23 protein-coding genes and 1 pseudogene are annotated in these 24,914 nt (G+C 71.0%); 6 read left to right on the top strand and 18 right to left on the bottom strand.

Annotated features, from left to right (window positions below):
* The first annotated feature begins 11 nt into the window (after positions 1-11).
* A complete protein-coding gene (locus OED52_RS08680) occupies positions 12-686 on the top strand; it encodes a metal-dependent transcriptional regulator (RefSeq protein ID WP_264154234.1) in 675 nt (224 codons plus the stop codon).
* Positions 687-697: 11 nt separating this feature from the next.
* Here OED52_RS08680 and truB read toward each other — a convergent pair whose 3' ends face one another.
* The 11 genes and pseudogenes from truB to rimP all read right to left on the bottom strand — a co-directional run bounded on the left by truB (position 698) and on the right by rimP (position 11,527).
* Positions 698-1,615 carry a tRNA pseudouridine(55) synthase TruB gene (truB, locus tag OED52_RS08675; RefSeq protein ID WP_264154233.1) on the bottom strand — a complete coding sequence of 306 codons (918 nt, stop codon included), beginning with the start codon at positions 1,613-1,615 and terminating at the stop codon, positions 698-700.
* Positions 1,615-2,277, bottom strand: coding sequence for a 4'-phosphopantetheinyl transferase Npt (npt, locus tag OED52_RS08670; protein ID WP_264154628.1), 663 nt, complete (start codon positions 2,275-2,277; stop codon positions 1,615-1,617). Before npt ends, truB begins: the two co-directional genes overlap by 1 nt.
* A 35-nt stretch (positions 2,278-2,312) precedes the next feature.
* Positions 2,313-3,251: a metallophosphoesterase family protein gene (locus tag OED52_RS08665; RefSeq protein ID WP_264154232.1), complete on the bottom strand. Its 939-nt coding sequence runs from the start codon at positions 3,249-3,251 to the stop codon at positions 2,313-2,315.
* Between the two features lie 5 nt (positions 3,252-3,256).
* Positions 3,257-4,627: an MATE family efflux transporter gene (locus OED52_RS08660; RefSeq protein WP_264154231.1), complete on the bottom strand. Its 1,371-nt coding sequence runs from the start codon at positions 4,625-4,627 to the stop codon at positions 3,257-3,259.
* The gene (locus OED52_RS08655) at positions 4,624-5,589 is read right to left on the bottom strand and encodes a DHH family phosphoesterase (protein WP_264154230.1); all 966 of its coding nucleotides are present in this window, start codon (positions 5,587-5,589) and stop codon (positions 4,624-4,626) included. Before OED52_RS08655 ends, OED52_RS08660 begins: the two co-directional genes overlap by 4 nt.
* A gap of 7 nt (positions 5,590-5,596) precedes the next feature.
* The gene (gene rbfA, locus OED52_RS08650; protein WP_264154229.1) at positions 5,597-6,052 is read right to left on the bottom strand and encodes a 30S ribosome-binding factor RbfA; all 456 of its coding nucleotides are present in this window, start codon (positions 6,050-6,052) and stop codon (positions 5,597-5,599) included.
* Positions 6,053-6,105: 53 nt separating this feature from the next.
* Entirely contained in the window at positions 6,106-6,396 is a 291-nt protein-coding gene (locus tag OED52_RS08645; RefSeq protein WP_264154228.1) for a DUF503 domain-containing protein, read from the bottom strand.
* A gap of 84 nt (positions 6,397-6,480) precedes the next feature.
* Positions 6,481-9,343 (bottom strand): annotated as a pseudogene (gene infB, locus OED52_RS08640) (translation initiation factor IF-2).
* Between the two features lie 203 nt (positions 9,344-9,546).
* Positions 9,547-9,855, bottom strand: a complete 309-nt coding sequence (locus OED52_RS08635) for a YlxR family protein (RefSeq protein ID WP_264154627.1) — start codon at positions 9,853-9,855, stop codon at positions 9,547-9,549.
* Positions 9,856-9,899: 44 nt separating this feature from the next.
* Positions 9,900-10,928, bottom strand: coding sequence for a transcription termination factor NusA (nusA, locus tag OED52_RS08630; RefSeq protein WP_264154227.1), 1,029 nt, complete (start codon positions 10,926-10,928; stop codon positions 9,900-9,902).
* Positions 10,925-11,527 carry a ribosome maturation factor RimP gene (gene rimP, locus OED52_RS08625; RefSeq protein WP_264154226.1) on the bottom strand — a complete coding sequence of 201 codons (603 nt, stop codon included), beginning with the start codon at positions 11,525-11,527 and terminating at the stop codon, positions 10,925-10,927. Before rimP ends, nusA begins: the two co-directional genes overlap by 4 nt.
* A gap of 154 nt (positions 11,528-11,681) precedes the next feature.
* On the opposite strand from rimP, the gene OED52_RS08620 reads away from it, so the two are divergent.
* Complete coding sequence (locus OED52_RS08620; protein WP_264154626.1) at positions 11,682-12,185, top strand: hypothetical protein; 504 nt, start codon at positions 11,682-11,684, stop codon at positions 12,183-12,185.
* Positions 12,182-12,622: a ferritin-like domain-containing protein gene (locus OED52_RS08615; protein ID WP_264154225.1), complete on the top strand. Its 441-nt coding sequence runs from the start codon at positions 12,182-12,184 to the stop codon at positions 12,620-12,622. Before OED52_RS08620 ends, OED52_RS08615 begins: the two co-directional genes overlap by 4 nt.
* 102 nt (positions 12,623-12,724) lie before the next feature.
* On the opposite strand, the gene OED52_RS08610 is transcribed toward OED52_RS08615, so the two are convergent.
* Positions 12,725-14,458, bottom strand: coding sequence for a proline--tRNA ligase (locus OED52_RS08610; RefSeq protein WP_264154224.1), 1,734 nt, complete (start codon positions 14,456-14,458; stop codon positions 12,725-12,727).
* 53 nt (positions 14,459-14,511) lie between these two features.
* Between OED52_RS08610 and yaaA the strand changes: the two genes are divergently transcribed.
* Positions 14,512-15,255, top strand: coding sequence for a peroxide stress protein YaaA (yaaA, locus tag OED52_RS08605; RefSeq protein ID WP_264154223.1), 744 nt, complete (start codon positions 14,512-14,514; stop codon positions 15,253-15,255).
* Here the strand turns inward: yaaA and OED52_RS08600 are convergent.
* From OED52_RS08600 to mqo, 4 genes are all read right to left on the bottom strand, one after another.
* Positions 15,248-16,330 (bottom strand): FUSC family protein, encoded by a 1,083-nt coding sequence (locus OED52_RS08600; RefSeq protein WP_264154222.1) that lies wholly within the window; start codon positions 16,328-16,330, stop codon positions 15,248-15,250. The genes yaaA and OED52_RS08600 overlap by 8 nt on opposite strands.
* Before the next feature lie 33 nt (positions 16,331-16,363).
* Positions 16,364-17,785, bottom strand: coding sequence for an MFS transporter (locus tag OED52_RS08595; protein WP_264154625.1), 1,422 nt, complete (start codon positions 17,783-17,785; stop codon positions 16,364-16,366).
* Between the two features lie 59 nt (positions 17,786-17,844).
* Entirely contained in the window at positions 17,845-19,116 is a 1,272-nt protein-coding gene (gene cobA, locus OED52_RS08590; protein WP_264154624.1) for a uroporphyrinogen-III C-methyltransferase, read from the bottom strand.
* A gap of 148 nt (positions 19,117-19,264) precedes the next feature.
* Positions 19,265-20,794: a malate dehydrogenase (quinone) gene (mqo, locus tag OED52_RS08585; RefSeq protein ID WP_264154221.1), complete on the bottom strand. Its 1,530-nt coding sequence runs from the start codon at positions 20,792-20,794 to the stop codon at positions 19,265-19,267.
* A gap of 185 nt (positions 20,795-20,979) precedes the next feature.
* Here mqo and OED52_RS08580 point away from each other — a divergent pair, with 185 nt between their 5' ends.
* Positions 20,980-22,017, top strand: a complete 1,038-nt coding sequence (locus OED52_RS08580; protein ID WP_264154220.1) for an alpha/beta hydrolase — start codon at positions 20,980-20,982, stop codon at positions 22,015-22,017.
* Positions 22,014-23,387, top strand: coding sequence for a mycothione reductase (mtr, locus tag OED52_RS08575; RefSeq protein WP_264154219.1), 1,374 nt, complete (start codon positions 22,014-22,016; stop codon positions 23,385-23,387). The genes OED52_RS08580 and mtr overlap by 4 nt, the downstream gene beginning before the upstream one ends.
* A 47-nt stretch (positions 23,388-23,434) precedes the next feature.
* Here the strand turns inward: mtr and OED52_RS08570 are convergent, their stop codons facing one another.
* Both OED52_RS08570 and map read right to left on the bottom strand, forming a co-directional pair.
* A complete protein-coding gene (locus tag OED52_RS08570) occupies positions 23,435-24,001 on the bottom strand; it encodes an alpha/beta fold hydrolase (protein ID WP_264154218.1) in 567 nt (188 codons plus the stop codon).
* A 53-nt stretch (positions 24,002-24,054) separates the two neighbouring features.
* Complete coding sequence (map, locus tag OED52_RS08565) at positions 24,055-24,912, bottom strand: type I methionyl aminopeptidase (protein ID WP_264154217.1); 858 nt, start codon at positions 24,910-24,912, stop codon at positions 24,055-24,057.
* Positions 24,913-24,914: the final 2 nt, after the last annotated feature.

Genomic DNA, 24,914 nt, shown 5'->3' with positions numbered 1-24,914 from the left:
AAGCTGGACGCGTGCCTGACAGGAACGAGTCGTTGTCCGCGGTCGCGCAGGACTACCTCAAGATCATGTGGACGGTCCAGGAATGGTCCGGGGAGAAGATCTCCACCAAGCTGCTGTCCGAGAAGCTGGGGGTGTCCGCGTCCACCGTCTCGGAGGCGGTGCGGCGGCTGGCCGACCAGGGGCTCGTCGACCACGCCCGGTACGGCTCCATCTCGCTGACCGAGGAGGGGCGTCAGGCCGCGGTGGCGATGGTGCGCCGACATCGTCTGATCGAGGCGTTCCTGGTCCAGGAGCTCGGCTACGGCTGGGATGAGGTCCACGACGAGGCGGAGGTCCTCGAACACGCGGTGTCCGAGCGGATGGTCGCCGCGATCGACGCGAAACTCGGCTATCCGGAACGCGACCCGCACGGCGATCCGATCCCGACCCCGGACGGCAGCATCCCGGCGCCCCCGGCCCGCCCGCTCAGCACCTTCGCGGACGGCGAGCACGGCCGGGTCGCGCGGATCTCCGACGCCGACCCGGCGATGCTGCGCTATTTCGACGAGGTCGGGATCGCGCTGGACACCGACATCGTCGTCGCCGAGCGCCGCGACTTCGCGGGCACGGTGTCGATCCGGGTGGGCGACGACGGGACCACCGTCGATCTCGGTACTCCCGCCGCCGACGCCATCTGGATGGTTTGAGCTCGGGCCCTCTACATGTTGGAGGGCCGCACCACGAACACGGCCGCGGCCCGCTTGCCCTTCTCCTGCAGCAGCGCGGCGGCCCGGCCCTGCGCGTCCACGGCAGCGTAGACCCCGCGGATCCCCACGGGCTCGAGCCAGCGGCCGTTGGCGAGCAGTGCGGCCTCCTCGTTGCTGACGGTCCGGCACTCGAAGGCGGTGCGGACGGCAGCGTCGAGGTCGAGGCTCGGCCGCGGATCGTCGGCGAGCTGTTCGAGGGTGCGGGCGTGTTCGAGCCCGAACGGCCCGACCTTCGTGCGCCGCAACGCCGTCAGGTGCCCACCCACCCCGAGAGCGGTACCGAGATCGCGGGCCAGCGCCCGGATGTAGGTGCCGGACGAGCAGTCCACTTCGACGTCGAGATCGACGAATCCGTCCTCGGGGAGGTCGCGGCGGGCGAGGACGTCGAAGCGCGAGACGGTCACCGGCCGGGCCTTCAGTTCGACGCTCTCCCCCTCGCGCATGCGGGCGTAGGCGCGCTTGCCGTCGATCTTGATGGCGCTGACGCTGGCGGGCACCTGCTGGATGTCGCCGGTCAGGGCCGCCACTTCCCCGGCGATCCGCTCGTCGGTCACGTGCGTGGCATCGGTGGTCGCGACGGTCTCACCCTCGGCGTCGTCCGTGACCGTGCTCTGCCCGAGACGGATCGTCGCGGTGTACGACTTGGTGGTCAGGGCGAGCAGGCCGAGGAGTTTCGTGGCGCGTTCGACGCCGAGGACGAGCACGCCGGTCGCCATCGGGTCGAGGGTGCCCGCGTGCCCGACCTTGCGGGTGCCGAGCAGCCGGCGGCAGCGGGCCACCACGTCGTGGCTGGTCATGCCGGCGGGCTTGTCGACGACGAGCAGGCCCGCGCGGGCCAGGGCGGGATGTTCGGTGGTGATGTCGTTCATCAGCGCACCGTGATCGCGGTCAGGACGAGACCGTCGGCGATGAGCCAGCGTCCGTCGAATCCGGTGAGGACGTCGCCGTCGAGGGTGTCGCCGGGGACGAGCAGACGGGAGTGGAAGGTGCCCGTCACCGCGTCGGCGGTGGTGTCGCGCTCGAAGGTGATGTGCGCGTCCTCGAAGCCCAGCCACCGCTTGGTGAGCGGGAACCACGCCTTGTAGGTGGCCTCCTTGGCGCAGAACAGCAGGCGGTCCCAGTGCAGGTCGTCGCCGGCGGAGGCGAGCCACTCGCGTTCGACGTCGAGGCTGACCGCGGGCAGTACCCCGTCGGGCAGCACGTCGTGCGGTTCGGCGTCGATGCCGAGCGAGCGGATCTGCAGCGCGTAGCCGAGGACGGCTCCGCGGTAGCCGTCGCAGTGGGTGAGGCTACCGACGAGGCCGCGGGGCCAGATGGGGTCGCCCTTCTCACCGCGCAGGACGGGGGCGGGATCGACGCCGAGGGTGCGCATGGCCTGGCGGGCGCAGTGCCGCGCGCCGGCGAACTCGCGGCGCCGCTTGTCCACCGCGCGGGCGACGAGGTGTTCCTCCTGCGGATGCGGCCGCAGCCCCGGTGGGTCGGCGAACAGTTCGGCAGCGGCGACGCCGTCCGGCACGATCCGCGCGATCAGCGCCTCCCGTGTCTCGGTCCCCTGTCCGGTTTCGGTCACCGCAACTCCTTCTCTCGTTGTGCCCGCATCTTCTCCGCTTCCGCTTCCATCTCGGGGGTCACCGTGAAGTGACCGCCCCACTTGTTCAGGCTGCCGGGCGGGTAGTCCGGGACCGGCAGGATCTGCCGCAGCGGCTGCTTCTGCAGGCCGCGGCGCTGCCACTCGCGCGGGTAGCCGACCGACACCTCCTCGAAGCGCACCCCGTCGTAGTAGGTGGTGCGGGGGATGTGCAGGTGTCCGTACACGCTGCACAGGGCGCGGTAGCGCAGATGCCAGTCGGCGGTCTCGGTGGTGCCGCACCACAGCGCGAACTCCGGGTAGAACAGCATCCGCGTGGGTTCACGTACCAGCGGGAAGTGGTTGATCAGCACCGTGGGCAGCGCCGGGTCGAGCGCGTCGAGGCGCTTGCGGGTCTGCTCGAGGCGGGCCCGGCACCAGGTGTCGCGCGAGATGTACGGATCCGGTCTGAGCAGGAACTCGTCGGTGGCGACGACGTTGCGTTCGCGGGCGAGCGCGAGCCCGTCGGCCTTGGTGGTGGTGCCCTCCGGCAGGAACGAGTAGTCGTAGAGCAGGAACATCGGCACGAGCACGACGGGGCCGTCCTGGCCCTCCCAGACGGGATAGGGGTCCTCGGGGGTGAGGACGTCGAGTTCGCGGCACATCGTCACGAGGTAGTCGTAGCGGGCGACGCCGTGCATCTGCACCGGATCCTTGGCGGTGGTCCACAGTTCGTGGTTGCCGGGCACCCAGATCACCTTCGCGAACCGGCTGCGCAGCAGTTGCAGTGCCCACCGGATGTCGTCGGTCTTCTCCGACACGTCGCCGGCGACGATGAGCCAGTCGTCCGGGGACTCGGGATGCAGGTCCTCGGTGACCGGTCGGTTACCCCGGTGGCCCACATGGATGTCGCTGATCGCCCACAGCTTCGCTGCCACCGGCACTAACCTCCTGACTCGTCGTGGGCACGCACCTGCCGGTCCGCGCCCGTCACCGCCCAGCGGCCCGAGAGGGTCCGCGCCACGACGGCGATCATCCGGAACACGATGAACACGGTAAGCCCCGTCCAGATCCCGGCCAGACCCCAGTCGTTCGCGAGCGACAGCCAGATCAGCGGCAGGAAGCCGAGCAGCGCCGAAGCAAGGGTCGCCGTGCGCAGGAAGGCGGCGTCGCCCGCCCCGAGGAGTACCCCGTCGAGGGCGAACACCACCCCGGCGACGGGCATGACGGCCACGAAGAACCACCAGGCGACACCGACCTGGTCGAGCACCTCGGTGTCGCCGGTGAACAGGCCGGGGATCACGCTGCGGCCGGCGAGGAAGACCAGGGCGAGCACCGCCGCGAAGACCGCCGACCAGGCGGTGACCCGCCACGCCAGGCGGGTCGCGCCGCGACGGTCGGCCGCCCCGAGGGCGGCGCCGACGAGGGCCTGCGCCGCGATGGCGAGCGAGTCCAGGGTCAGGGTCACGAAGTTCCACAGCTGCAGCACCACCTGGTGCCCGGCGACCGCGGCGGCACCGAAGCGGGAGGCGACCGCCGCGGCGGACAGGAAGCACGCTTGGAAGGCGAGGCTGCGGGCGATGAGGTCGCGGCCGAGCCGCAGCTGCGCGCCGATGATCTCCAGTCGCGGCCGCAGCGGCACCCCCTCGCGGATCAGGGCGAGCAGGAACAGCGCGGCCGAGACGCACTGACCCGCCACGTTCGCCACGGCGGAGCCGACGAGTTCCCAGCGGGGTGCGCCGAGCAGCCCGTGCACCAGCATCGGGCACAGCACCGCCGACAGGGCGAGCCCGGCGATCACGTACCGCAGCGGCCGCACGGTGTCCTGGACGCCGCGCATCCAGCCGTTGCCGGCCATCCCGACGAGGATGAGCGGGGCGCCGAACAGCGCGACCCGCAGCCACGACACCGCCTCGGCGGCGATGTCGGAGTCCCCGCCGAGCAGGCGGGCGACGGGGACGGCCAGGAGTTGCCCGGCGACGAGGACGACGAGCCCGACGGCGAGGGCGAGCCAGGTGGCCTGCGCCCCCTCCTCCACCGCGTCGTCGTGCCGGTCGGCGCCGTGGAAGCGGGCGGAGCGGGAGGTGGTGCCGTAGGACAGGAAGGTCAGCTGGGTGCTCACCTGCGCGAGGATCAGCCCGCCGATCGCCAGGCCGGCGAGGGGCAGGGCGCCGAGACGGCCGACGACGGCGATGTCGAACAGCAGGTAGAGCGGTTCGGCGGCGAGCACCCCGAGTGCGGGCACGGCGAGACCGAGGATGCGCCGGCCGGTGATCTCCGGTGCCGGGGTGCCGCCCTCGCTGTTCGCGGTCAACCGAGCACGTCGCGCAGCGCGGCGACGATGTGGTCGGGGTCACCGTGGGCGGTGTAGCCTGCGGCGAAGCGATGTCCGCCGCCCCCGAGTTCGGCGGCGACGGCGGACACGTCCACGGCGGTCTTCGCGCGCAGCGAGACGGTCCACTGCTGCGGGCCGACCTCCTTGAACACCGCGGCCACCTCGGCCTCGGCGGTGGTGCGCACGATGTCGATGACGCTCTCGACCTCCTCCGGGCCGAGATCCGCCGCGTCGGCGCGGCGCACGAACGCGTAGACCAGACCCCTGCCGTCGGCGGCCTCGGGAGCGAGGGTCGCGGAGGCGAGCACGGACGAGAGCATCGGCAGCCAGCCGAAGGGGTGCGTGTCGAGCAGCGTGCGGGTGATGGCCGAGCCGTCGATGCCGGTGGCGAGGAGGCGTTCGGCCAGGCGGTGGGCGTCGGGGCGGCCCCACCGGAACGAGCCGGTGTCGGTGACGAGACCGGCGTAGAGGCAGTGCGCCAGGTCGGCGTCGATCTCCACACCCCACACGTCGAACAGGTTCGCGAGGACCACCGCGGTGGCCTCGGACTCCGGTTCGATGAGGTTGTGGGTGCCGAAGCGGGTGTTGGAGAGGTGGTGGTCGATCACCAGGGTGCGGGGGGCACCGTCGAGCCGGTCGCGCAGCGAACCGAGCCGGCCGGCGGTGCCGCAATCGACGGTCACCACCAAGTCGGCGTCGCGCCGGACGTCCGCGGCGGGCACCACGAGATGCCCGCCCGGCAGGGACCGCATCGATTCCGGCACGGCGGCCGGTGAGCCGAACGCGACCTGCACTGCGACGCCGCGCCGTTCCAGCACCAGCCCGAGGGCGAGCCCGCTGCCGAGGGTGTCGGCGTCGGGGTTGACGTGGCACAGCACGGTGACGGTCGCCGCCGCGTCCAGCAACGCGGCGGCGCCCTGCAGGTCGACCGAGTCGGACATGCCCTCGCTACTCGAAGTCACCGGTGTCGCGTTCACGGGGCTCCTTGTAGGGATCGGCGTCGCCGGCGGGCACGGCGCCCTCACGCGCACGGGCGACGGCGTCGTCGGCGGCGCGGGCCTTGGCCAGCAGCTCCTCCATGTGCCGGGCCGTGTCGGGCACGGTGTCGGTGACGAAGGTCAGCGTCGGGGTGAACCGCACCCCGGTACCGGCGCCGACCTTGCTGCGCAGCACGCCCTTGGCCTTCTCCAGGCCGGCGGCGGCCTCGGCGTAGTCGGGTTCGGTCTCCAGGTCGGCGCCCCGGACCGTGTAGTAGACGGTGGCGTCGTGCAGATCCGCGGTGACCTTGGCGTCGGTGATCGTCACGTACTGCAGCCGTGGATCCTTGATCTCGTGGTCGATCGCCGTGGCCACGATCGTGGCGATGCGCTTCGCGAGGCGGCGAGCCCGTGCTGGATCGGCCATGTCGTTCGTTCCTCTCTGCGACCGCCCCGTGGCGGCCGGTCGTGCGGCCCGGTTCAGTCCTCGGGTCCGAACAGTCTGCGTCTGGTGGACAGCAGGTCGAGTTCGGGCCGCTGGGCCACCAGCCGCTCACACTTGTCCAGTATCTCCCCCACGTGCGCGAAGTCGGGTGCGACGACCGCCACTCCGATCCGCGCCCTGCGGTAGAGATCGTGTTCCCCCGTCTCCGCCGCCGACACACCGAAGCGGCGCAGTTCGGCGACGACGGGGCGGATGGCCGCCCGCTTCTGTTTGAGCGAATGCACGTCACCGAGCAGCAGGTCGAATTCGAGCGCTCCCAGATACATCCGGTTCTCCCGTCGGCGGTCGGACACCCCGACACACCCGTGGCGGCGAACGACGCATCGTCCACCGCCACGGGCGCGGGTAGATCAGTCGCGCGGCTTCTCGCGCAACTCGTACGCCTCGATCACGTCACCGACCTTGATGTCGGAGTAGGTGATCGTCATACCGCACTCGAAGCCTTCGCGGACCTCGGTGACGTCGTCCTTCTCGCGGCGCAGCGACGAGATGGTGACGCTCTCCGCCACGACGTTGTTGTCGCGGAGCAGGCGCGCCTTCGCGTTGCGCTTGACGATGCCGGACTGCACGAGGCAACCCGCGATGTTGCCGACCTTCGACGACTTGAAGATCGCGCGGATCTCGGCGCGGCCGAGCTCGACCTCCTCGTAGATCGGCTTGAGCATGCCCTTGAGGGCCTTCTCCACCTCGTCGATCGCCTGGTAGATGACCGAGTAGTAGCGGATGTCGACGCCCTCGCGGTTCGCGAGCTCCGTGGCCTTGCCCTCGGCGCGGACGTTGAAGCCGATGATCACGGCGTTCGACGCGGCAGCGAGGTTGACGTTGGTCTCGGTGACGCCACCGACACCGCGGTCGATGACCCGCAGGCGCACCTCGTCGTCGACCTCGATACCCATGAGGGCCTCCTCGAGGGCCTCGACGGTACCCGAGTTGTCGCCCTTGAGGATGAGGTTGAGCTCGTTGTGCTCCTTGAGCGCGGCATCGAGGTCCTCGAGGCTGATGCGCTTGCGGCTGCGGGCCGCCAGCGCGTTGCGCTTGCGGGCGTTGCGCCGGTCGGCGATCTGCCGTGCGATGCGGTCCTCCTCGACCACGACCAGGTTGTCACCTGCGCCGGGCACCGAGGTGAAGCCGACGACCTGCACCGGACGCGACGGGAGCGCCTCGAGGACGTCCTCGCCGTGCTCGTCGATCATGCGGCGCACGCGGCCGTAGGCGTCGCCGGCGACGATCGAGTCACCGACCCGCAGGGTGCCGCGCTGGACGAGCACCGTCGCGACCGGACCGCGACCGCGGTCGAGGTGCGCCTCGATGGCGACGCCCTGCGCCTCCATGTCGGGGTTGGCCCGCAGATCGAGGGCCGCGTCGGCGGTGAGCAGCACCGCTTCGAGCAGCTCGTCGATGTTGATGTTCTGCTTGGCGGAGATGTCGACGAACATGGTGTCGCCGCCGTACTCCTCCGCGACGAGGCCGTACTCGGTGAGCTGCTGACGGATCTTCTGGGGGTTCGCACCCTCCTTGTCGATCTTGTTGACAGCAACCACGATCGGGACGTCCGCCGCCTGGGCGTGGTTGATCGCCTCCACCGTCTGCGGCATGACGCCGTCGTCGGCCGCGACCACGAGGATCGCGATGTCCGTCGACTTCGCACCGCGGGCACGCATGGCGGTGAACGCCTCGTGACCCGGGGTGTCGATGAAGGTGATCAGGCGGTCCTCGCCGTTGAGGTGCGTCATCACCTGGTAGGCACCGATGTGCTGGGTGATGCCGCCGGCCTCGCCGGCACCGACGTTCGCCTTGCGGATCGTATCGAGCAGGCGGGTCTTGCCGTGGTCGACGTGACCCATGACGGTGACCACCGGCGGACGCTGACGGAGGTCCTCCTCCGTGCCCTCGTCCTCGCCGTACTGGATGTCGAACGATTCGAGCAGCTCGCGGTCCTCGTCCTCGGGCGAGACGACCTGCACGACGTAGTTCATCTCGGCGCCGAGCAGCTCGAGGATCTCGTCGTTGACGGACTGGGTCGCCGTCACCATCTCACCGAGATTGAACAGCGCCTGGACCAGGGCCGACGGGTTCGCGTCGATCTTCTCCGCGAAGTCGGACAGCGACGCGCCGCGCGCGAGCCGGATGGTCTCACCGTTGCCGCGCGGCAGCCGGACACCGCCGACCGACGGCGCCTGCATCGAATCGTATTCCTGCCGCTTCTGCCGCTTCGACTTGCGACCACGACGCGGAGCGCCACCGGGACGGCCGAAGGCACCGGCCGCACCACCGCGGCCGCGACCGCCACCGCCGGGACGACCCCGGAAGCCGCCGGGAGCACCGGCACCCGCGGGAGCACCGCCACCGCCACCGCGGTAACCGCCGCCGCCACCACCGGGACGTCCACCGGGCGCGCCGGGACGACCCGGACGGCCGGTCGCCGCCGGACGCGGAGCACGCTGCGGCATGGCACCCGGGTTCGGGCGGGGAGGCATCGAGCCCGGGGACGGACGCGGTCCGCCCTGGCCGGGAGCCGGACGAGGTCCACCGGGGCCGGCGGCCGGACGCGGTCCGCCCTGGCCGGGAGCCGGACGAGGTCCGCCCGGGCCGGGGGTCGGGCGCGGTCCACCGGGACCCGCGGCGGGACGTCCCTGACCGGGGTCGGACGGGGGCCGACCTGACCCGGCGTCGGGCGCGGTCCGCCCGGGCCGGGACGCGGCCCGGCCGGACGCGGAGCGGGACGCTCGGCGGGAGCCGTCGAATAGGGGTTGTTGCCGACGCGCGGGGTCTTCGGACCCGGGCGCGGACCGGCCGGCTTCGGGCCGGGCTTCGCGGCGGAGCCTGCGGGGCCGGGCTCGGAGCCGGGGCCTGGGCCGCCGCCGGGGCAGCGGGGGCCGCGGGTTTCTCCGGAGCCGGTGCGGGCTTCGGAGCCGCCGGCTTCGGGGCGCCCGGCTTCGGGCGTGCCGTCTCGGCCGCCGGGGCGGCGGGAGCGGCGGGCCGGGGACCCGGCCGGGGCGCACCGGGCTTCGGTGCGGGGGTTGCGGCCTTGTCGGCCGGCTTGTCGCCTTCCGTCTTGCCGAACGACTCGCGCAGACGACGGGCCACGGGGGGCTCGACCGTCGACGACGCGGACTTCACGAACTCGCCCTGCTCCTTGAGCTTCGCGAGTAGTTCCTTACTGGTGACACCGAGTTCCTTGGCCAACTCGTGCACGCGGGCCTTGCCTGCCACTGCTCTCCTCACTGATGAGGTCGAGCGGCCGACTGCCCGCACGACCTCGGGTTATCTCCGATGGACGTTCATCGCTGGTGCTTCACGGTGTGCTCATGAGTGTTCGTGCCTGTTCTTCTCAGAGTGCGATGTCACTGTTGGTGTTCCTCGTCTTCAGTTCCCACGGTCGCCTACCCGGCCGAAGCCGATCCATGCGTCCGTGCTCACTCTTCCGTGGACCCGACCAGCTGATCCAGCGCCGCGGTGTCCGGATTCCCGGTCACGCGCAGTGCCCTGCCGAATGCTCGGCGCCGAACGGCGAGACCGAGGCACTCCGGAGAGGGATGCAACCATGCTCCTCGCCCGGGAAGCCTGCGGTCGGGATCGGGAACCACGGCGAAACCCGAGGGTTCCTGTTTCCGCGCCACGACCCGCAGCAGATCGGCAGCCAGCGTTCTCTGCCGACATCCGATGCAGGTTCGCACCGGGAAGGTGCGTTCCCCGTCGGTCGATGACAGGTCATGCTGAACCATCGACCACTGTACCGCTGTTTTGCCCGGAATCCCGCATCCCACCCTCATGCGCCTGTCGGACCGGGGCGCGAACCCTCGTTCCCGCCGGGCGCGGCGTCGCTGCGGATGTCGATGCGCCAGCCGGTCAGGCGCGCCGCGAGCCGGGCGTTTTGACCCTCCTTGCCGATCGCCAGGGACAACTGGAAATCGGGGACCACGACCCGTGCGGCGCGCGCATCCGGGTCGACGACCGTGACGGACACCACCTTCGACGGCGACAGGGCGTTGCCGACGAACTTCGCCGGGTCCTCGTCGTAGTCGATGATGTCGATCTTCTCCTCGCCGAGCTCGCGCATGACGTTGCGCACGCGCTGGCCCATCGGGCCGATGCACGCGCCCTTGGCGTTGAGGCCGGGGACGGTCGAGTGCACGGCGATCTTGGAGCGGTGTCCCGCCTCGCGCGCCACCGCGACGATCTCGACGGAGCCGTCGGCGATCTCCGGTACCTCGAGTGCGAACAGCTTCCGCACGAGGTTCGGGTGGGTGCGCGAGAGGGTGATCTGCGGGCCGCGCTGGCCGCGGGAGACACCCACGACGTAGCACTTGATGCGGTCGCCGTGCTCGTAGGTCTCCCCCGGCACCTGCTCGGCCGGCGGGATCAGGCCCTCGGCGTTGTTGGCCTCGCCGCCGATCTTGACGACCACCATGCCGCGGGCGTTGGCGCGCGCGTCGCGCTGGACGACACCGGAGACGATCTCACCCTCGTGGGCGGCGAACTCGCCGAACCGCTGCTCGTGCTCGGCGTCGCGGATGCGCTGCATGATGACCTGCCGCGCGGTCGTGGCGGCGATGCGGCCGAAGTCCTCCGGGGTGTCGTCCCACTCGGCGATCAGGGTGCCGTCGGCGTCGCGTTCCTCGGCGATGACCTGGATGGCACCGGTCTTGGTGTCGACGACGACCCGCGCGTGGGGCTGATGGCCCTCGACGTGCCGGTAGGCCGTGAGCAGGGCCGTCTCGAGCGTCGCGATGAGCTCGTCGAACGGGATGCCCTTCTCGGCCTCCAGCATGCGCAGGGCCGCGATCTCGATATTCACTTGTCCACCTTCGTTTCGTTCACGTCGTCGGAATCGTCGTCGTTGTCGGTCTCGTCACCGGTCTCCTCCGGCAGCACACCGGCGGCCACTCGGCCGTCGGGGAGCCCCCCGGCGAGCTCGAGTTCCCGCAGCGGGGCCGGCGAGAACTCCACCTCCACCACCGCGCGCCGCACCTCGGCGAGCGGCACCGCCCGCAGCACGGGGCCGGAGCGGTCGGGCACGACGAGCCGGATCTCGTCACCGACGAGTTCGCCGATGCGCGCCACGATCGTCTCGTCGGCCAGTTCGATCTTCGCCTTGCGTCCCTGTGCGCGCCGCCAGTGGCGGGGATGCGTCAGTGGACGACCGATGCCGGGGCTGGTGACCTCGAGCACGTAGGGTGCCTCCCCGAAGTCGGACACGCTGTCGAACTTCTCGGATACCAGCCGGCTCAGCCGGGCCGCCTCGTCGAGGCCGAGACCGGAGTCACTGTCGACCAGGAGACGCACCGTACTGTGCTTGCCGGCAGCCGTGACCACCGCGTCCTCCAGGTCGTATCCCTCATTCGCGAGCAGATCGGAGACGAGCTCGACGATCCTCTCCGGGGGCGGCACAGGCATTGCGGGCAGGCTCCTCGTTCAGTTGTGGTCGCAGCGGGCATCGGCCGGGGCGGTGCGCACCGGCAGACATCAAGCCTAACCCGCGTCCGGCGTCGCCGTGACCAGGCCGCCGTCCTCACTGCGGAACGCAGGCTGGCACGATGGTCCGGTGCCCATGACAGCCGACCGTTCCCCAGCGTCCCACCGACGCCTCTCGCGCCGGACCCTGCTGCGGTGGTCCTCGGTCGCGGTGGGCGGACTGGGACTGGCGACGACCACGGCGTGCGGCGCTTCCGACGACGACGCGGACCGGGCCGACCCGCTCGAGCCGCAGATCGCCCGGGCCCGCACGGACGCGGCCACCGCCACCGCGCTCGTCGCCCTGCTCCCGGACTCCGCCGCGGCCCTGACGACGATCGCCGAGCAACGCACCGCCCACGCCGACGTGCTCGAGGCCGAGGTGGCCCGGATGCGGGGCGCGACCACCAGCTTCACACCGTCGTCGACGACCCCGGCACTGCCGTCCGGGGATCCCCCGACCCTCGAGCAACTGCGGGAACGGCTGGCCCGCTCGCAGCGGGAGGCCGCGGACCTGGCGCGCATCCTGTCCGGCTACCGCGCCGGGGTGCTCGCCTCGATCAGCGCGGCGTGCGCGGTGCAGACGGAGGTGCTGCTGTGAGCACTCCCGGTCTCGGTCCCGAACAGCAGTCCCTCGTCGACGCGCTCGCCGCCGAGCACGCGGCGGTGTTCGGCTACGGCATCGTCGCGGCCTTCGCCGATCCCTGGGCGGATGCGGTGGCGGAGGACACCGCGGCGCACCGGGCGCGACGCGACGCGACGATCGAGGCGCTGCACGCCGCGAGCGTCGAACCACCGGTCGCGGCGCCCGGCTACACCGTGCCGTTCCCGGTGACCGATCCCGATTCTGCGGCCCGGCTGGCGGAGCAGATCGAGAACGACACCGCGGTCGCGTGGCGATCGGTGGTCGAGCGGGCCCACAGCGAGTCCACGCGCGGAGCGGCGATCACCGCGCTCACCGAGGCGGCATTGCGGGCGGCCCGCTGGCGGGTACGGCTCGGGGCTCCGCCCTCGCTCCCCTTCCCCGGCCAGCCCTGACGGCAGCCCCCACACGCCCCGACGACACGGTCCGCGCCGCACCCGGAAGGTGCGGCGCGGACCGTCGTTGCAGTGTGTTCCGGGTCGGCGTCCGATTGCGGATCAGCGGCCGAGGACGTGCCGGACGGCGTCGCCGACCGGAACCTCCTCGGCCTCGCCGGAGAACCGGTCGCGGATCTCGACCTTGCCGTCGGCGAAACCGCGGCCGACCACGACGACCAGCGGCATGCCCAGCAGCTCGGAGTCCTTGAACTTCACGCCGGGCGAGGCCTTGCGGTCGTCGAGCAGAACCTCGAGTCCCGCGTTCGACAGCTCCTCGGCGAGGTTCTCGGCGCCCTCACGGGCCTGCTCGTCCTTGTTGGCGATCACCAGGTGCACATCGAACGGCGCGATCTCCGACGGCCAGCGCAGACCCTTGTCGTCGTGCTGCTGCTCGGCGACGACGGCGACCAGGCGCGACACGCCGATGCCGTAGGAGCCCATGGTGGGCCGGACCGGCTTGCCGTTCTCGCCGAGCACGTCGACCTCGAACGCGTCGGTGTACTTGCGGCCGAGCTGGAAGACGTGGCCGATCTCGATGCCGCGCGCCGACACGAGCGGGCCGGCACCGTCCGGCGACGGGTCGCCGTCGCGGACCTCGGCGGCCTCGATGGTGCCGTCCGGGGTGAAGTCGCGGCCGGCGACGAGACCGAAGACGTGCTTGCCGTGCTCGTCGGCGCCGGTGATCCAGCTGGTGCCGTCCACCACGCGCGGGTCGACGAGATACCGCACGCCGTTGTCGAGCAGCGCCTTCGGGCCGATGTAGCCCTTGACGAGGAAGGGGTTGGCCTCGAAGTCGGCGTCGGTGAGCAGTTCGACCTCGGCCGGTTCGAGGGATGCCTCGAGCCGCTTGTCGTCGACCTCGCGGTCGCCGGGGATGCCGATGCCGAGCAGTTCCCACTCGCCGCCCGGCTGCCGGACCTTGACCAGGATGTTCTTGAGGGTCTCGGAGGCGTGGACCTCGCGGCCGAGGAGCTCGGAGGCCACCGAGACCAACGAGTCGATGGTGGGGGTGTCGGGCGTGTCGTGGACGACGGCCTCCGGCTGTCCCTCGATGGGGAGCGGCGCGGGGGCGAGGGTCTTCACGGCTTCGACGTTGGCGGCATAGCCCGATTCGAGGCAGCGTACGTAGGTGTCCTCACCGGCCGGGGAGTCGGCGAGGAACTCCTCCGAGGCACTGCCGCCCATCGCGCCCGAGGTGGCCGAGACGATGACGTACTTCACGCCGAGACGGGTGAAGATGCGCTCGTAGGCGTCGCGGTGCGCCTTGTACGACTGGGCGAGGCCCTCGTCGGTGAGGTCGAAGCTGTAGGAGTCCTTCATGACGAACTCGCGGCCGCGGAGGATGCCGGCGCGGGGCCGCTCCTCGTCGCGGTACTTCGTCTGGATCTGGTACAGCGTGACCGGGAAGTCCTTGTAGGAGTTGTACTCACCCTTGACGGTCAGGGCGAACATCTCCTCGTGGGTCGGGCCGAGGAGGTAGTCGCCACCCTTGCGGTCCTGCAGGCGGAACAGGCCGTCGCCGTACTCGGTCCACCGGTTGGTGGTCTCGTACGGGTCGCGGGGCAGCAGCGCCGGCAGGGAGATCTCCTGGGCGCCGATGGAGTTCATCTCCTCCCGCACGACGCGTTCGATCTGCCGGAGCACACGCAGGCCCAGCGGCAGCCACGAGTACACGCCGGGAGCGATGCGCCGCACGTAGCCGGCTCGGACGAGCAGCTTGTGGCTCGCGACCTCGGCGTCGGCCGGGTCGTCACGGAGGGTGCGGAGGAACAGGTGCGACATGCGGGTGATCACGAACCAGCAGCCTACCGTCCCGGCCCGCGGCGGCATCGGTACGGTTACCGGTTGTGCTGGTGCTTCTCCCCCCTTCCGAGACCAAGTCCGACGGCGGCGACGGTGCGCCCCTCGACCTCGCCGAGCTGTCGATGCCGCAGCTGACGGAGACCCGGGAGACGCTGGTGCAGGCGCTCGTCGACCTCGCCGCCGACCCCGAGGAGTCGAGCCGTGCGCTCGGGTTGGGCAGCAAGGGCGCCGACGAGATCGAGCGCAACGCCAAGCTGTGGGTCTCTCCCACCCGGCCCGCGCTCGAGCGCTACACCGGTGTGCTCTACGACGCGCTCGACACCGCCTCGTTCACCCGCGCCCAGCGGGACAAGGCCTACCGGCGTGTGGGTATCGGGTCAGCGCTGTTCGGGGCGGTCCGCGCGGACGATCCGATTCCCGCCTACCGACTGTCGGGCGGCTCGAAGCTGCCCGGCTTCGGGACGCTGAAAGCACTGTGGCGGCCGGAACTGACCGACGCCCTGATCGCGGAGGCGGCCGGGGAGCTCGTCGTGGACCTGCGGTCGGGGATCTACCAGCAGCTCGGCCCGGTGCCCGGTGCGGTGACCGCGACGGTGCTCACCGAGAAACCGGACGGCACCCGCAAGGTCGTGAGCCACTTCAACAAGCACCACAAGGGGCTGCTGGCCCGCGCACTGGTGCTGGCCCGGGCCGAACCCGGTGACGTCGACGGTCTCGCCCGGATCGCGTCGAAGGCGGGTCTGCGGGTCGAGGTGGAGTCGCCGACCGAGCTGATCGTGCTCACCTGACCTCGGGACCCAGCGCCCCCACGATCCGGTGAGCGGTGTGCAGGACGGCGCCGAGCCGCGCCGTGAGTACCAGATCGTCCGAGGCGGTGGTCAGCCGTTCGAGTTCGGCCAGGCTGCAGCGGCACGACCCCTCGGGGTCGATCTCCCGACCGTGTTCGACGGCGTCGGTCGCCTCGGCGAGGCAGTCGAGCACCGCCGCGACCGCCGACCGCACCTCGTTCCGGTCGTTCTCGGTGGGATCGTCGCCGAGCACCGGGTCGAGGGCGTGGGCGAGTTCCTTCACGGCGCTCGGCACCGACGACAGGTCCTCGAGGGTGCGGTCCCAGCGCCGCGCGTACTCCCCCGCGTGCACGGCGGACGGGCGTGGGTTGAGCCGCACGCTCTCGTGCGTCCACCGCGACTCGTCGAAGGCACGCTGGACGAGACCGTCGATGCCGCGGGCCCGCTGTACCCAGCCGCGCCGGTCCGATCCGCCCTCCCGGCATCCGTCGGCCATGTCCTGCAGCAGGTCGCGCAGTTCGCCGGTGAGCGCGGCGCCCTCCTTTCCTGCGGCGTAGACCGGGGGGAAGACCAGCGCGGTCACCGCGACGCCGACCCCGGCGCCGATCATCGTCTCGAGGAGGCGTTCGCCGAGCAGGACGGGACTGTCGGTGGTGCCGGCCGCGATGACGAGCAGCGCGGTGATCGCCACCCAGATGCCGCTGGAGCCGAACCGTCGCCAGCGCCCGACGACGTAGCCGACGGCCACCGCCGTGCCGATCGCCGCGGTGGTGGACTCCACGAGCCGCGTCACCACGACGGCGACGAGCAGCCCCGCCACCACCGCCCCCACCTGCACTGCGGCCTGGTGCAGGGAGCGCAGCACGGTCGCCTCGACGAGGAACACCGCAACGTAGGGGGCGAGGAAGGCCTGCTGGAAGTGGAAGACCTCCGCGACGACGAGCCACGCGACGACCGCGGCCAGGGTGGAGCGCAGCCCTTGGAGGGCGACGTACCGCTCGTGCCCGGACTCGCGTGCGGCGCGGACGAGCCACGCTCCGACGACACCGATCCGTTCGCGTACACCGACCTGCATGACGGTCGGATACCCGGGAACGGCCCGGCTACGTCAGGACGTCTGGGCGGCCTTCTCGGCCTCCTGGGCCTGCGCGACCTCCTCGGGGGTGAAGCGGATGAACAGCGCCGCCACCCCGGCGATCACCGCGCACACTGCGCACCCGACGAGCGCGAACATGTAGCCCTCGCCCTGCGCGACGAGCTGGGCCTCCGTCATCTCCGCGACCGCTCCCGAGGTGCCGCCGAGGGAGAGGGTCCTCGAGGTGGCCATCGCCCCGATCACACCGAGGCCCACCGGACCGCCGAGTGTCTGGGCGACCTGCGCGATCGCCGACAGCGGGCCGATCTCGTGCTGGCCGACACCGGAGATCGCGCACAGCGGTAGGGGCACCACCGCCAGGCCGACCCCGAAACCGACGACGAGCACCAGCACGAACAGGGTCGGGAAGTAGCGGACGTCGGCGTTCATCGTCGACCCGTAGAGCAGGCTGACGGTCATGATCGCCGACCCGGTGACCACGAGCCAGCGGGGTTCGATGCGGGCGACGAGCTTGGACGAGACGGCGGCGGCACCGCCGAGGCCGAAGGCGAACGGCACGAAGGCCAGCCCCGCGGCGAGCGGGGTGTAGTCGAGGATGTCCTGCACGAACAGCGCGACGAAGGCGGCGAGGCTGAACATGACCGCGCCGGCGAAGAAGATCGCGACGAAGGTGGCGACCCGGTCCTTGTTGCGGAACAGCACGAACGGCAGCAGCGGGTTCGCGGCGCGGCGCTCGACGACGAGGAACACGCCGAGCAGCACGAGCCCCGTGAGGATCGCGCCGATCACGGTGGCGCTGGTCCAGCCGAGTTCCGGTCCCTCGGTCAGGCCGTAGACGAGGCCGGTGCAGCCCAGGGTCGCGAGGATCGCGCCCGGCACGTCGAGGGCGAGGCGCTCCGGGGAGGTCTCCCGCAGCGCGACGAACGCGAGGGAGACGATGAGCACCCCGATGGGGACGTTGATGAGGAAGATCCACCGCCAGGAGACCTGGGTGAGGGCGCCACCGAGGATCAGCCCGGCGATGGACCCGACACCGGTCATCGCGGCGAACACGGCGATGGCGCGGTTACGGGCGGGTCCGGCCGGGAAGGTGGTCGCGACCAGCGCCAGCGCGGTGGGTGAGGCGACCGCGGCACCGACTCCCTGGAGGGCGCGGGCGGCGACGAGCATCGCCGGGTTCGTGGCCAGGCCGCACAGCAGCGACGCCAGGGTGAACAGGCCGACACCGGCGATGAACATGCGTTTGCGGCCGTAACTGTCGCCGAGCCGGCCGCCGAGCAGCATCAATCCGCCGAAGGCGAGGGCGTAGGCGGTGAGCACCCAGTTGCGTCCGGCGTCGGAGAGGCCGAGATCGTCCTGCAGGGGTGCGAGGGCCAGGTTCGCGACCGTCCCGTCGAGCACGACCATCAACTGCAGGCCGCTCAGGACCAGCATCGCCAGCGCTACCGCGCGGGTGGTCGAGGAGTGCGAGGTAGCTGCCACGCGTCCCAACGTTACCCACCGTCCGCTGCGGAATCCGACGCCGTCCCGGGATCGTCGGCGTCGAGACCGAATCCGGCCGTGGGCCCGATCACGATGATCGCGGGCGGACGGACCGCCTCCTCCCGGACGCGCTGCGCGACGGTCGACAGGTCGGCGCGGACCACCCGCTGACTGCGCAGGGTGCCCTCCTGGACGACGACCACCGGGGTGTCGGCGGGCCGCCCCCCGGCGAGCAGGGCGTCGGCGAACTGCCCGATGCGTTCGACGGCCATGAGCAGCACGAGGGTGCCCCGCAGCTTCGCGAGGGCGTCCCAGTCGGTGAGCGAGTCGGGATGGTCGGGGGCGACGTGGCCGCTGACGACGACGAACTCGTGGGTGACACCGCGGTGGGTGACGGGGATGCCGGCGGCGGACGGCACCGAGATGGCGCTGGTGATGCCGGGCACGACGGTCACGGGGATGCCCGCGGCGGTACACGCCTCGAGTTCCTCGTAGCCGCGGCCGAAGACGTACGGGTCGCCGCCCTTGAGGCGGACGACGAACTTCCCGGCCCTGGCCCGGTCGATCAGGATGTCGTTGATGGCCTGCTGGGCCATGGCCCGCCCGTAGGGCAGCTTCGCGGCGTCGATGACCTCGACCTGCTGGTCGAGTTCGGCGAGCAGTTCCTGCGGCGCGAGGTGATCGGCGACGACGACGTCGGCGCGGGCGAGCAGTCGCCGGCCCCGCACGGTGATCAGGTCCGGATCGCCGGGGCCGCCACCGACGAGCGCGACACCGGCAGGCTTGGTCCCGGCGTCGTCGAAGTCCGAGACCGCGGCACCGGCGAGGGCGTCGCGGATGGAGGTCCGCACCGCCGCGGAACGCCGGTGGTCGCCACCGGCGAGGACACCGATGGACAACCCGTCGTAGTGAGCGGTGGCGGGGGTGACGGCACTGCCCTGGCGGGCGTTGTCCGCGCGGACGCAGAAGATCCGGTTCCGTTCGGCCTCGGCCACGATCGCGGCGTTGGTCTCCGGTTCGTTCGTGCAGGCCAGCACGTACCAGGCGCCGTCGAGATCACCGTCGCGGTAGTCGCGCAGGTCGAGGGTGATGCGCCCCTTGGCGGCCATGCTCTCGACCACCGGGGTAGCGGCGCGGGCGACGACGTGGACCTCGGCGCCGGACGCCACGAGCAGGCCGAGGCGCCGCTGTGCGACGCTGCCTCCCCCGACGACCACGACGCGTCGTCCCTGCAGATTCAGGCCCACCAGGTAGCTGGTCTCGTCCCCCGCGGCAGCGGACACCGGCTTCACCCATCTCTCTGTCGCGGTGCTTCCCAGCACCGGCTCTCCTACAGGACACCTGTGGCCCGGGCATCGCCACGGGCCACAGGTGCAGTTGTGTACGTTCCGACGGACGGTCCTACCGGAACCGCCGGGTCGATGTGCGGTCTCAGACCGCGGTCGCCTCGACGGCCGGAGCGGCCTCGGCGCCTGCGGGGGCGTCGAGCTTCAGGGCCGTGGTGCTGTGTTCCCAGACCTGGCGGAACAGCGCCGGGTCGTCGGCGAGCTTGCGGCCGAGCGACGGGACCATCTCCTGGAGCTTGGACTGCCAGCGGGTCCAGTCCTGCGGGAAGCAGCGCTGGAGCACGTCGAGCATGGCCGGCACGGCGGTCGAGGCACCCGGCGAGGCACCGAGCAGACCGGCGATCGAGCCGTCCGCCGCGTTGACCACGGCGGTACCGAACTCGAGCACGCCACCCATGCCCTTGCGGCGGATGACCTGCACGCGCTGGCCGGCGACGATGAGTTCCCAGTCCTCGATGCGGGCCTCGGGCACGAACTCGGAGAGGGTGACGATGCGGTCGGCGGGCGACTGGGTCAGCTCACCGATCAGGTACTTGACCAGGCCCAGCTCGGTGACGCCGACGCCGAGCATCGACATGAGGTTGTTGGGCTTGACCGACTTCGGCAGGTCGAGCACGCCGCCCTTCTTGAGGAACTTCGGCGACCAGCCGGCGTAGGGGCCGAACAGCAGGCCCTGCTTGCCGTTGATGACGCGGGTGTCGAGGTGCGGCACCGACATCGGGGGCGCACCGACCGCGGCCTTGCCGTAGACCTTGGCACTGTGCTGCGCGATGACCTCGGGGTTGGTGCAGCGCAGGAAGGCACCGGAGACGGGGAAGCCGCCGAAGCCGCTGATCTCCTTGATGCCGGACTTCTGCAGCAGGTGCAGGGCGCCGCCGCCCGCGCCGACGAAGACGAACTTCGCGCGGACCTTGCGGGACTCGCCGGTGCGGCGGTTCTCGACCTTGACGACCCAGCTGCCGTCGGACTGCTTCTTCAGTCCGGTGACCTCGTGGCCGAAGAAGACGGTGCCGCCGGAGGCCGCGACGTTGTTGATCAGCTGCTTGGTGAGGGCACCGAAGTCGACGTCGGTGCCGGTCTCGGTCCAGTTCAGCGCGACCGGATCGGAGAAGTCGCGGCCCTTCGCCATGAGCGGGAGACGCTCGGAGAAGACCGCCGGGCTCTCGGTGTACTCCATGCCCTCGAAGAGCGGGTGGCCGGCGAGCGCGTCGTAGCGGGCACGCAGGTACTTCACGTTCTCCGCGCCGTGCACGAAGCTCACGTGCGGGACGGGGTTGATGAAGTTCTTGGGGTCGGGAAGGATCCCGTGGTCGACGGCGTACGCCCAGAACTGACGCGAGACCTGGAACTGCTCGTTGACGTTGACGGCCTTGGTGATGTCCACGGAACCGTCGGGCTTGCCCGGGGTGTAGTTGAGCTCACACAGCGCCGAGTGGCCGGTGCCCGCGTTGTTCCAGGGGTCGCTGCTCTCACCGGCGACGGCGTCGAGGCGCTCGAAGACGGTGATCGACCAGTCGGGCTGCAGCTGACGCAACAACGCACCGAGGGTTGCGCTCATGATGCCCGCGCCAACGAGCACTACGTCGGTCTTCGCCTCTACTACGTTCTCTGACACTGGGAAATCGACTTCCTTGTCTGGGTTCGCACGCGCCGCCGAGGTGTCCGACGTTCTGGTCCGCGTGATGGCCGCAATGCGCCGTGCGACCGCGACCGACAGGTTACCCGCGCGTTGCCCGGCGTTTCGTTTCACCTCATTGTGTACCCTGCGCGACCCAGGCCGAACACCCATAGGGTGTGATAGTGACTACTTGGCGTTCCGATGTCCTCGGCGACGGATACGAGCAGCTCGAGCTGCCGCTGGGCACCGATCCGGACGGCGAGGGTGAGATCTCCGCCACCCTCGTGCGATACCAGCCCGCCTCGACGGATCTGCCCGATCGCGCCGTGCTCTACGTCCACGGATTCACCGACTACTTCTTCCAGCAGCACCTCGCGGAGCACTTCGCGGCCCGCGGCTACCGCTTCTTCGCGCTGGACCTGCGCAAGTGCGGTCGTTCGCGCCGGCCGGGGCACACCCCGCACTTCGTCACCGACCTCGCCTTCTACGACGCCGAACTCGAGCAGGCACTCGAGGTCGTGCGCGGCGAGGTCGGCGGCGGGGTGCTGCTGGCTGCGCACTCGACGGGCGGGCTGGTACTGCCGCTGTGGCTCGACCGGCTCGGCCGCAGACCCGGCGGGGTGCGCGGAGCCGGAGTGTGCGGGCTGGTGCTCAACAGTCCGTGGTTCGACCTGCAGGGGCCGTCCTACCTGCGGAACGTCGGCACCGCACTGATCGACGTCGTCGGTCGCGTGAAGCCGCAGGCGCTGGTCCCGCTCCGCAAGCTCGACACCTACGGCCGCAGTCTGCAGGGCGGCGGCTGGACCTACGACCTCGAGTGGAAGCCGCTCACCGGTTTCCCCATCCGGTTCGGATGGCTGCGTGCGGTCCGGCACGGGCACGCCCGCCTGCACGAGGGTCTGGACGTGGGGGTGCCGTCGCTGATCCTGCGGTCCGCGCGGTCGCGGTCCGCCCCGGCCTACGACCCGTCGATCGACACCGTCGACGCGGTGCTCGACGTGCGGCAGATCGCCCGCTGGGCGGGCTGCCTGGGTGACCGCACGACGATCGTGCCGATCCCCGGGGCGCGGCACGACGTTTTCCTGTCCGAACCCCGCCCGCTGGCCACCGCCTTCCGGGAATTGGATCTGTGGCTGGAATGGTTGGACGGACACGGATCGGCGGAGACCTCCGCCGACGCCGCCTCCGTTCCGCTTCGACCCCTGGGAGAGCACGCGTGACCCACTACGACCTCGCGATCATCGGCACCGGATCGGGGAATTCGATCCTCGACGAGCGGTACGACGGGAAGCGTGTCGCGATCCTCGAGAAGGGCGTCTTCGGCGGCACCTGTCTGAACGTGGGCTGCATCCCCACCAAGATGTACGTCTACGCCGCGGAGGTCGCGCACACGGTGCGGACCGCGGCGAAGTACGGGATCGACGCCGAACTGCAGGGCGTGCGGTGGAACGACATCGTCGACCGCGTGTTCGGCCGGATCGACCCCATCGCCGCCGGCGGTGAGCGGTACCGGCGCGAGGACTGCGCCAACGTCACGGTCTACGACGGGCACGCCCGGTTCGTCGGGGAACGCACCCTCGACACCGGGACCGGCGAGACCATCACCGCGGATCAGGTCGTGGTGGCGGCCGGGTCGCGGCCGACGGTTCCGCAGGAGGTCGTCGATTCCGGTGTGAGATACCACACGAGCGACGACGTGATGCGGCTGCCGAAGCTGCCCGAATCGCTGGTGATCCTCGGGACCGGTTTCATCGCGATGGAGTTCGCGCACGTCTTCTCCGCCCTCGGCACGCGGGTGTCGGTGGTCGCCCGCACCGACCGGCTGCTGCGGCACCTCGACGCCGACGTCTCCGAGCGGTTCACGGCGCTCGCCGCGGCCAAGTGGGACGTGCACCTCGCCAACCCGGCGCGGGAGTTCCGCCCGGTCGGCGACGGGGTGGAGGTCGTGCTCGCCGACGGCACCGTGGTGAGCGGGGACGCCCTGCTCGTCGCGACGGGCCGCCGGCCGAACGGCGACCTGCTGGACGTGTCCGCGGCGGGCATCGAACTCGACGAGGCCGGCCGGATCGTGGTCGACGAGTTCCAGCGCACCACCGCGCCGGGAGTGTTCGCGCTCGGCGACGTGTCGTCGCCCTTCCAGCTCAAGCACGTCGCCAACCACGAGGCGCGGGTGGTGCAGCACAACCTGCTGCACGACGCGTGGTCCGGGGACACCGCGGCGCTGCAGCGCACGGATCACCGCTACGTGCCGTCGGCGGTGTTCACCGATCCGCAGATCGCGTCGGTCGGTCTCACCGAGGCCGAGGCACGGAAGGCCGGATACGACATCTCCGTCAAGATCCAGGACTACGGCAACGTCGCCTACGGCTGGGCCATGGAGGACACCGAGGGTTTCTGCAAGCTGATCGCCGACCGGTCGACCGGTCTGCTGCTCGGCGCCCACATCATCGGTGCGCAGGCCTCGACGGTGATCCAGCCGCTCATCCAGGCGATGTCGTTCGGTCTGCCGGCGCGGGAGATGGCGACCGGTCAGTACTGGATCCACCCGGCACTGCCGGAGCTCGTGGAGAACGCCCTGCTCGGCCTGTAGACCGTGCCCTCGTGTGGCCCGTCGCCCCGGGACGGGCCACACGGCTCTCACCAGCTGCCGGTGCGGAGTGCGATCGCCGAAGCGAAGTCGGCCGGGGCCTCGGCGGGGACGCTGGCGACACCGTCGAGTTCGACGACCCGGAACTCGCCGGTGACGTAGCGCATGGAGGCGTCGGCCTCGGCGCGGCGCGTCGCGTCGCCGATGACGATGGTGGTGGGCACCTCCGCGGGCGGGGCCGCGGGATCGCGGACGACGCCGGCGTGGTCCGGGACGGCGGGGTGGCCGCGGTCGGCGACGACGAGGCTGGCGAAGCGGCCGAAGCGGCCCGAGGCGACGGCCCAGGCGAGTTCGGCGCCGGTGCCGCTGCCGGCGAGGTGTACCCATGGCAGAGCGAGTGCGTCGAGCAGGGCGAAGACGTCCGCGGAGGTCAGCGAGGCGCCGGCGTCGACGACCACGGTCCGCAGGTCGGAGTTGTGCAGGCGTTCGCACACCACGTCGTACGCCTCGGCGCTCTCGTCCGCGTCGGGGAGCAACAGCACGGTGAACCGGCTCTCCGGTCCCCCGATCCGTACGTGCACGTCTCCACCCGGGGTGGTCACCGTCCTCGATTCCATGCGCCAAAGCTACACGGCGGCAAGGAGTGTGCCGGGGTGCCCTCCGCCGGCGGTCAGGGGAGGGTGAGGATCTCCGCGCCCGTGTCGGTGACGACGAGGGTGTGCTCGAACTGGGCAGTCCACTTGCGGTCCTTGGTGACCACGGTCCAGCCGTCGTCCCAGATCTCGTAGTCGGGGGTGCCCAGGTTGATCATCGGCTCGATGGTGAACACCATGCCCGGCTCGATGATCGTGTCGATGTCGGGCCGATCGTAGTGCAGGATCACCAGGCCGTTGTGGAAGGTCTCGCCGATGCCGTGTCCGGTGAAGTCGCGGACGACGCCGTAGCCGAACCGGTTGGCGTACGCCTCGATGACCCGGCCGATGACGTTGAGGGCGCGGCCCGGCTTGACGGCCTTGATGCCGCGCATCATGGCCTCGTGGGTGCGCTCGACGAGCAGCTGCACCTCCTCCGAGACGTTGCCGGCGAGGAAGGTGGCGTTGGTGTCGCCGTGCACGCCGTCGATGTAGGCGGTGACGTCGATGTTGACGATGTCGCCGTCCTCGACGACGGTCGTGTCGGGGATGCCGTGGCAGATGACCTCGTTGAGCGAGGTGCAGCACGACTTGGTGAAGCCGCGGTAGCCGAGCGTCGACGGGTAGGCCCCGTGGTCGCACAGGTACTCGTGGACGATGCGGTCGAGTTCGTCGGTGGTCACGCCCGGCGCGACGGCCTTACCGGCCTCGACGAGGGCCTGCGCGGCGAGCTTCGAGGCCAGCCGCATCTTCTCGATCGTCTCGGGGGTCTGCACCCACGGCTCGTTGCCTTCCTTGGCCGTGGGCTTCCACGCGTACTCCGGACGCTCGATGGACGGAGGGACCTCCCGGATGGGAGTCGGGGTACCGGGGACGAGCGGAGCGCGGGTCGACATGG

The sequence above is a fragment of the Rhodococcus sp. Z13 genome, from assembly GCF_025837095.1.
GTDB classification, from domain to species: Bacteria; Actinomycetota; Actinomycetes; order Mycobacteriales; family Mycobacteriaceae; genus Rhodococcus; species Rhodococcus sacchari.
The sequence above is the reverse complement of the archived record's forward strand: the minus strand, read 5'-3'. Positions and strand labels throughout refer to the sequence as shown.

Bases quoted from the DNA above. Each gene is read 5' to 3' on its own strand.
- truB (WP_264154233.1), bottom strand. From the start codon at position 1,615: ATGAACGACATCACCACCGAACATCCCGCCCTGGCCCGCGCGGGCCTG.
- OED52_RS08655 (WP_264154230.1), bottom strand. From the start codon at position 5,589: ATGTCCGACTCGGTCGACCTGCAGGGCGCCGCCGCGTTGCTGGACGCG.
- rbfA (WP_264154229.1), bottom strand. From the start codon at position 6,052: ATGGCCGATCCAGCACGGGCTCGCCGCCTCGCGAAGCGCATCGCCACG.
- OED52_RS08645 (WP_264154228.1), bottom strand. From the start codon at position 6,396: ATGTATCTGGGAGCGCTCGAATTCGACCTGCTGCTCGGTGACGTGCAT.
- OED52_RS08635 (WP_264154627.1), bottom strand. From the start codon at position 9,855: ATGGTTCAGCATGACCTGTCATCGACCGACGGGGAACGCACCTTCCCG.
- rimP (WP_264154226.1), bottom strand. From the start codon at position 11,527: ATGCCTGTGCCGCCCCCGGAGAGGATCGTCGAGCTCGTCTCCGATCTG.
- OED52_RS08620 (WP_264154626.1), top strand. From the start codon at position 11,682: ATGACAGCCGACCGTTCCCCAGCGTCCCACCGACGCCTCTCGCGCCGG.
- OED52_RS08600 (WP_264154222.1), bottom strand. From the start codon at position 16,330: ATGCAGGTCGGTGTACGCGAACGGATCGGTGTCGTCGGAGCGTGGCTC.
- OED52_RS08595 (WP_264154625.1), bottom strand. From the start codon at position 17,785: ATGCTGGTCCTGAGCGGCCTGCAGTTGATGGTCGTGCTCGACGGGACG.
- OED52_RS08570 (WP_264154218.1), bottom strand. From the start codon at position 24,001: ATGGAATCGAGGACGGTGACCACCCCGGGTGGAGACGTGCACGTACGG.
- map (WP_264154217.1), bottom strand. From the start codon at position 24,912: ATGTCGACCCGCGCTCCGCTCGTCCCCGGTACCCCGACTCCCATCCGG.